Source organism: Ectobacillus panaciterrae DSM 19096 (assembly GCF_000430785.1).
In the GTDB taxonomy this organism is placed as follows: domain Bacteria; phylum Bacillota; class Bacilli; order Bacillales; family Bacillaceae_G; genus Ectobacillus; species Ectobacillus panaciterrae.
Genome location: NZ_AUMR01000051.1, coordinates 38,498 through 44,499 on the forward strand (window position 1 = coordinate 38,498; position 6,002 = coordinate 44,499).

Consider the following 6,002-nt stretch of genomic DNA (forward strand, 5'->3'; position numbering starts at 1 on the left):
TTTTAGTTTTGTATTAAAAAGTTTACCTAAGGAAACTTTTTGTTAATTATAATACTATGCAAACCCAGAATTTATGTCAATTTATATTTTTAAAGTATTCGCTAATTTTTAAAATGGTGCCAACTAATTTGCGTGAGTGCAAACTTCGCAGTGCAAAACTACCAGCAACTGCAGCTTTATGTGTAAATCTAATGCTTAAAAAAAACGATGAGATAACAAATAGGAAAAGAGTATTTCGTTTACATTAAATTTACAAAATTAAAACTGTATTTACATTAACCTTTTATTTCTTAAATTCAGAAGAGTGAATAAAAGAAAACAAACAAAGAAAATGCTGATTTGATAAGGATAAAACAGAGTGGAGCAGAAAAAGTAAATTCGATACTCGTATTTACTTAAAATTAAAAATTGCTTAACACTAACACAATATTGCTGTCCTACAATGTATTTGTGCCTAAGGACGGGCACGAAACAAAAAACGTCGATAGAAAAACCTAAAATTATATGGGGGTTACAAACATGGTTAAAAAAGGTTTAAAACTTACTCTAGCAGCACTAATGGTTACTGGGGCTCTTGCAGCTTGCGGTAAAGCAGGGAACCAAACTAGCACTGATACTAGCAAAACGGCGAAGCAAGAACTTTCTGGTACAATCACAGCTGCTGGTTCTACAGCATTACAACCACTTGCTGAAGAGGCTGCTACTGAATTCATGGGTACTAATCCTAAAGTTTCTATCACAGTACAGGGCGGCGGCAGCGGAACTGGTATTAACCAAGTAGCTTCTGGTGCAGTTCAAATCGGAAACTCCGATGTGCCTGCTTCTGAAAAATTAGATGCTGAAAAAGCGAAAGAGCTTGTAGATAATAAAGTTGCTGGTATCGCGTTTGCGTTAGTAGTTAACAAAGATGTAACTGCAACGAACTTAACAACTCAACAAATTCAAGATATTTTCTCCGGTAAAGTTACAAACTGGAAAGAAGTTGGCGGCAAAGACGAAAAAATTAACATAATCAACCGTCCTGCATCTTCCGGTACTCGCGCTACATTTGAAAAGACAATTTTAAAAGGTACAAAAGCTAATGACGCAATCGGAACTACTCAAGATTCTAACGGCGCTGTAGAACAAGCAGTCAACTCTACTCCAGGAGCTGTAAGCTACCTTGCAATGTCTTATATGGTTGGCGATAAAAAAGGTACATTAAAAACTGTGAAAATCGATGGCGCGGAGCCAACTACTGCAAACATCGCTGCTGGTAAATATCCATTCTGGTCTTACGAGTACATGGTAACGAAAGGCGAAGCAAAAGACGCTGTTAAAGGCTTTATCGACTATGTAAAAGGCAAAGACTTTGAAAAGAAAGCAGAAGAAATGGGCTACATCCCAATGACTAAATTAAGCAAGTAATTGCAAAAAGAACAGGCTGGCTGTCAAGCCAGTCTTGTTCATTTCAATACGTTAGGTAAGGTGATTGAAGAAGTGATGAAGGGGAAGAAACAAATTAACTACGTCAAAAGTGAGTATATTGGAAGAACGCTTGTTACATTATGCGGATTTCTAATTGTGCTTACAACCTTGGTGATTATTGCTTTTATTTGCGGAAAAGGAATTCAGTCTTTTACGCAGAGCGGAATATCTTTTACAGAGATGCTGACATCTAAAAATTGGAGCCCGAACAGTGATAAGCCTGCATTTGGTGCATTTATCTTTATTATAGGCTCTACGCTTGTCTCTTTGGGTGCGGTTCTGATTAGCGCGCCAATTGCAATCGCTCTTGCGATTTTTATGAATTTGATTTCGCCTAAATTCGGCAACAAAGTATTAAAACCTGTATTGGAATTGTTAGTCGGAATTCCTTCTGTTGTATACGGTTTATTAGGTGTAACAATTCTTGTGCCTCTTTTGCGTGCATGGTATGGAGGAGTAGGATTCAGTTTAATTGCAGGTATCATAGTGTTAAGCATCATGATTTTGCCGACAATTGCAAGCATTGCTTCCGATGCTATTCGCTTCGTTCCTTTTGAGTACCAGGAAGCCTCTTATGGCCTGGGATCTACGAAATGGCAAGCAATTAGCCGTATTATTGTGCCGGCAGCGAAGAACGGAATTTTAACAGGTATCGTTCTTGGATTAGCGCGTGCTTTCGGAGAAGCATTAGCTGTGCAAATGGTCATCGGCAACACAGTTAAACTGCCGACAAGTGTATATAGCCCGACTTCTACGTTAACTGGAATATTAACAATGGATATGTCAAACACTTTAGATGGCACAGCATGGAATAACGCATTATGGACATTGGCAATGATTCTGCTTTTAATTTCCTTCATATTCATTTTAGTAATCAGAGCGATTGGGCAAAGAGGTGAACGTTAATTATGAATGCAAGAACAGTTAATAATATATGGACGGGGATTTTATATGCGACTTCCGCACTAGTTGTAGCTTTGCTGCTATTCCTCGTATATGAAATCATTGCAAAAGGCTGGGGCTTTTGGGATTGGGAATTTATTACTGGCAACCCAAGCAATACACGTGCTGGAGGCGGAATTGGACCGCAGTTATTTAACTCTTTCTACATGCTTGTTTTAACATTAATTATTTCGATTCCATTGGGTCTTGGTGCTGGTATTTACCTTGCTGAATATGCAAAAAAAGGCAAGTTTTTAAACTTTGTGCGCTTATGTATTGAAACGATGGCTTCTCTTCCTTCCATCGTTGTAGGTCTATTCGGTTTATTAGTGTTTGTTACTCTGACAGGATGGGGATATACCGTAATTGGCGGCGCGTTAGCTCTTACCATTCTAAACCTGCCCGGTTTAACGCGCGTATGCGAGAATGCCATTTTAGAAATTCCTTCAAGCGTAAAAGAAGCGAGCCTTGGATTAGGATCCACAAAGTGGCAAACATTAGTAAGAGTAAGTATTCCTTCTGCGTTGCCGCAAATTATTACTGGCGTCATTTTGGCGGCGGGAAGAATTTTTGGGGAAGCGGCTGCTTTAATCTATACAGCTGGATTAACAACACCGTTATTAAACTCTGCTGCTGATTTTTCCAGTCCGATGCATCCGCTTAATCCGTTCCGTCCTGCTGAAACGTTAGCAGTTCATATTTGGAAGCTGAACTCAGAAGGAATTGTACCGGATGCCAAATTAATTGCAACAAAAGCTGCGGCAATTCTAATCATTATGGTTCTAGTGTTTAATATATTAGCCCGCTTTGCCGCAGGCGTACTGCACAAATACTTATCTGGAACGAAAATTCGCAAACGTAAGGTAAAAGCTGCTGCGTAAACTATTGAAGCTGACTTGTTATGAGTCAGCTTTTTGTTTATATTCCTTCATAAATAAAGCTTCTTTAATAGGAGTGAAAATTTCTTTCAAACATACCCCATTACATGTTCCTGTTCATTACTTATACACTAAATATTATAGGGATTTCGTACAAATATAGAGAGGCAGACGTTTATTAGGATATAATGAAAAAACGAAAGTGTATTTTAAACAGTTTGCAGTTAGTGAATTTTATGTGCGAATAAAGAATAATAACAGCAGTTTCTTTAGATATGAAGGCTTTTGAAGATAAACCGAGGAAGCCTATGGGCAGGAGATCTAAGGTTAAATGGGGGTACAAGTATGTTTAGAAAAGGTTTTAAGCTGATGATTGCGGTATTTTTACTTTCAAGCATAACTGCGGGGTGTAAAGCGTCCGAGCCTCAAAGTAACATAACGGTAAAGCAGAAAGAAGCAATATCCGGCACTATTATAGCAGCAGGTTCTACCGCGCTGCAGCCGCTTGCAGAGAAAGCTGCTGCAGATTTCATGAAGCAACATGCCCATGTTTCCATTGCAGTGCAGGGAGGTGGCAGCGAGACAGGGATTAACCAAGTAGCTTCTGGTTCTATACAAATAGGAAATTCCGATGTGCCTGTACAAAAAGTCTTAGAAAATCAAAAATCTAAGGGGTTAGTTGATAATAGAGTGGCAGCTCTTGCGTTTGCCGTAGTAGTGAACAGCGGTGTAAATATAGAGAACTTGACTACGCAACAGGTACAGGATATCTTTTCCGGACGATTCACAAGTTGGAAAGATGTAGGCGGAAGCGACGCGCCTATTCACGTTATTAATCGACCTGTTTCTTCCGGCACTCGTACGATCTTTGAAAAAACATTATTAAGGGATCAAAGAGCAAATGACAGCATTGGGACAATTGAGGAAACAAATATGGCTATAGAACAGGCCGTTCATTCTACTCCCGGCGCAATCAGTTATCTTGCTATGCCCTACTTAGTAGGGGAGAGAAAAGATGCGTTAAAAATAGTGAAGCTGGACGGAGCGGAACCGAGTATGAACCACATTATCACTGGAAAGTACCCGTTCTGGGCTTATCAATATATGGTAACGAAAGGAGAGGCTAAGGGGGCCGTTAAGGAATATATAGATTATATTATCAGCAAGAATTTTGAACAGCGGGTAGAGGAACTGGGATATATTCCGATGACAAAGCTGAAGCAATAAGCTCTTGAACAATTGTCTTATACCATGTTAATAAATTATGAGCGGAAGGATCCGTTTTATAGTATTAAAAAGCCTCCTCGTTTTCATTTCGAGGAGGCTTTTATATATGAGTGAATGATAGCAAGGGTCTTGGTACTCATGCTCTTACCTTCTCGTCCTTGTTTTGTGTATGACGCTTTACAAAACGAGAACGTTTTAGAAGCTTTGACATTAAGAAGTCATCATATAAAACGCCGTCCATTAAACAGGCGCCCCGTTTTGCGCCTTCAACGCGAAACCCCATTTTTCTGTATAAGCGAATAGCGGGAATATTGCTTGATAACACAACAAGCTCCAATCGAACGATACCGGCCTGCTTTGCCCATTTTTCCAGCTTTTCAAACAGTCGTGTACCTAAACCCATGCCTGCGTATGATTGCAGAACGCCTACAGAAATAGTTGCTGTATGCTTTGTTCGATTTGCGGTCTCGCCTGTTGCAGTAATATATCCAGCCAGTTTTCCATTTTTCTCTGCGACCAATATAGTAGAGTTTAGCTGCTGTAAATGCTGGCGAATGGATTCCTTTTGCTCTTCCACTGTGAGATTGCGTTCGCCTTCCTCGTACAGCATATTTTCTGTTTCACTATCTATTGTTTTGCATAATTTTAAAAATGCTTCTGCATCCGTTTCACGGATTGTCCTAATCATGTATGCTCACTCCTAAAAGGTTTTAAGTTATTTACTGCGATAGCTTGTGTTTTACGATAACGCTTTTAAATTTGAGAATAAGCAATGTTACGCAACTGTGACGTGTTAGTAATAGTATTTTCGGTTTTTTTAATATTCATTAGCAGTATTCGAATAACTTTAATGATTGTCATGAAGAAAGAAGTGAACAGAGAAAAAGCGAATATACGGTTAGCGGATTAAGCTAAACATTATTTATTATAGAAGAAACAGTTTTCTGTTAAGCTGTCTCATTGTTTTGCTTTCGGAAAAATATATGTAAACATTTTAAAAAAAGCTATTGATTTTTTAAAACGAAATTGTTATATTAATATTCGTTGTCACAAACGAAACGGTTTGAAAAACAACTTGAAATAAGTTGTTGACAGCGAGATTATAAAATGTTAAATTATAAAAGTCGCCTTGAGGCGATGAACAGTTCTTTGAAAACTAAACAAAATGCGAAACGTCAATTTTTATTTTAAAGCTAGACAAACACTTTTATGGAGAGTTTGATCCTGGCTCAGGATGAACGCTGGCGGCGTGCCTAATACATGCAAGTCGAGCGAACCTCTTCGGAGGTTAGCGGCGGACGGGTGAGTAACACGTGGGTAACCTGCCTGTAAGACTGGGATAACTTCGGGAAACCGAAGCTAATACCGGATACTTTTTTGAGTCACATGACTCGAAATGGAAAGGCGGCTTCGGCTGTCACTTACAGATGGACCCGCGTCGCATTAGCTAGTTGGTGAGGTAACGGCTCACCAAGGCGACGATGCGTA

Annotated in this window: 5 protein-coding genes and 1 rRNA gene; 5 read left to right on the top strand and 1 reads right to left on the bottom strand. The window is 39.2% G+C overall.

Annotation, left to right across the window (positions count from 1 at the left end):
• The first annotated feature begins 519 nt into the window (after positions 1-519).
• From H540_RS0113405 to H540_RS0113420, 4 genes are all read left to right on the top strand, one after another.
• Positions 520-1,407 carry a phosphate ABC transporter substrate-binding protein PstS family protein gene (locus H540_RS0113405; protein ID WP_155891019.1) on the top strand — a complete coding sequence of 296 codons (888 nt, stop codon included), beginning with the start codon at positions 520-522 and terminating at the stop codon, positions 1,405-1,407.
• Positions 1,408-1,482: 75 nt separating this feature from the next.
• On the top strand, positions 1,483-2,373 hold the full coding sequence (gene pstC / locus H540_RS0113410; protein ID WP_028401110.1) for a phosphate ABC transporter permease subunit PstC: 891 nt from the start codon (positions 1,483-1,485) through the stop codon (positions 2,371-2,373).
• A 2-nt stretch (positions 2,374-2,375) separates the two neighbouring features.
• Positions 2,376-3,290, top strand: a complete 915-nt coding sequence (gene pstA / locus H540_RS0113415) for a phosphate ABC transporter permease PstA (RefSeq protein ID WP_028401111.1) — start codon at positions 2,376-2,378, stop codon at positions 3,288-3,290.
• Between the two features lie 342 nt (positions 3,291-3,632).
• Complete coding sequence (locus tag H540_RS0113420; RefSeq protein ID WP_028401112.1) at positions 3,633-4,514, top strand: phosphate ABC transporter substrate-binding protein PstS family protein; 882 nt, start codon at positions 3,633-3,635, stop codon at positions 4,512-4,514.
• A 136-nt stretch (positions 4,515-4,650) separates the two neighbouring features.
• Here the strand turns inward: H540_RS0113420 and H540_RS29665 are convergent, their stop codons facing one another.
• Positions 4,651-5,202 (bottom strand): GNAT family N-acetyltransferase, encoded by a 552-nt coding sequence (locus H540_RS29665; RefSeq protein ID WP_051317101.1) that lies wholly within the window; start codon positions 5,200-5,202, stop codon positions 4,651-4,653.
• Positions 5,203-5,720: 518 nt separating this feature from the next.
• On the opposite strand from H540_RS29665, the gene H540_RS0113430 reads away from it, so the two are divergent.
• Positions 5,721-6,002 (top strand): 16S ribosomal RNA (locus H540_RS0113430); the annotation flags it as partial.

Coding starts and splice junctions, on each gene's coding strand:
- pstA (WP_028401111.1), top strand. CDS start 2,376: ATGAATGCAAGAACAGTTAATAATATATGGACGGGGATTTTATATGCG.
- H540_RS0113405 (WP_155891019.1), top strand. CDS start 520: ATGGTTAAAAAAGGTTTAAAACTTACTCTAGCAGCACTAATGGTTACT.
- H540_RS29665 (WP_051317101.1), bottom strand. CDS start 5,202: ATGATTAGGACAATCCGTGAAACGGATGCAGAAGCATTTTTAAAATTA.
- pstC (WP_028401110.1), top strand. CDS start 1,483: ATGAAGGGGAAGAAACAAATTAACTACGTCAAAAGTGAGTATATTGGA.
- H540_RS0113420 (WP_028401112.1), top strand. CDS start 3,633: ATGTTTAGAAAAGGTTTTAAGCTGATGATTGCGGTATTTTTACTTTCA.